The organism is Vibrio sp. 2130-1 (assembly GCF_033339515.1).
This window is the reverse complement of sequence record NZ_JAWOUT010000075.1, coordinates 1-1146: the sequence shown is the minus strand read 5'-3', so window position 1 is coordinate 1146 and position 1146 is coordinate 1. Positions and strand designations below refer to the sequence as shown.

1 protein-coding gene is annotated in these 1146 nt (G+C 43.1%); it reads right to left on the bottom strand.

The window, feature by feature from the left end; translation table 11 throughout:
• Positions 1-675 precede the first annotated feature (675 nt).
• Positions 676-1035 carry a VOC family protein gene (locus R7Q09_RS24310; protein ID WP_318071328.1) on the bottom strand — a complete coding sequence of 120 codons (360 nt, stop codon included), beginning with the start codon at positions 1033-1035 and terminating at the stop codon, positions 676-678.
• Positions 1036-1146: the final 111 nt, after the last annotated feature.

Below are 1146 nucleotides of genomic sequence, written 5' to 3'. Positions count from 1 at the left end.
CGCAATACCGAAGTCGCCGCAAACCACCTTAATCACTAAAATCAACGCATAGTAAAAATGCCACGCGTTGCGAATCCCTCTTGAGCAGTTTGTTAGTTTGCAAACCCAAAGCGTTGATTTTAAGTCATTTTAAACTTTGCAAACAATAAACTTTATGTGCTTTGATGCACTCAAGTCAGGCGTAGTCTAAAAGCGGCTAGTCAATGAAACCACGTGGAACAAACAACGCCGCAAAAAAACGACTCACAACACCAAAAAGCGCTTTTGGAAAACCAACCTCACAATGCTGACTTTCAACAAAGCCACTGAAACAACATGAACTTACCACACTAGAGAAAACGCCATCTCAGCGAGTAAATCGGCTTTCGTACCAACAAACTCAACGAGCAGAGTTTCAGCAAAAAAGCTCAACTCAGTTAACCCAAAAAGTCGCCGCACCAAAGAACAAATCAACCGTTGAAACGATGCCAATTTTGAATTTTCACCACGCTAGTTAACACTGAAATTGAACGCCGATACACCAGTTTCAACTTTGAGCTTTTACCACTAGATTTTGCGATATAGCTGCGTTTTTCCTCTTGCAAACTAACGCCGCGTTAAGGCGTGACGTGATGCGTGCCATACTTGAGCGAAGCGAAACTGGCACGCGTTGCGGAATCGCTCTTGAACGCTTTGTTATACGCGTGCTTCCGACCAAACTGCAAACTCATTACCACTTGGCTCCAAGAAATGGAAACGACAACCACCTGGAAACTCAAATATTGGGCGAAGAACATCACCACCATTTTGAACAACTTTATTTAAAGTCGCTTCTATGTCAGCGCTGTAGAAAACCAAAAGGGCTCCGCCGGTATTTGTTTGACTACAGCTATCTGCTTTAAAGAAGCCTCCGTCTAAACCTTGATTTGAAAAAGCTGCATATTCAGGACCATAGTCGACGAACTCCCAGCCGAAAACTGAAGTGAAGAATGATTTTGTTGACTCTATGTCCTTTGCTCCAAACTCTACATAATTAAGCTTTTCATGCTGATTCATCTGTCTACTCCCTGTTGATGTACCTGATAAGCGTATAACGCCCTGTTAAGGGGTGAGCAACGCAATACAAAAGCCGCCGCAAACCACCTTAATCACCAAAATCAACGCATA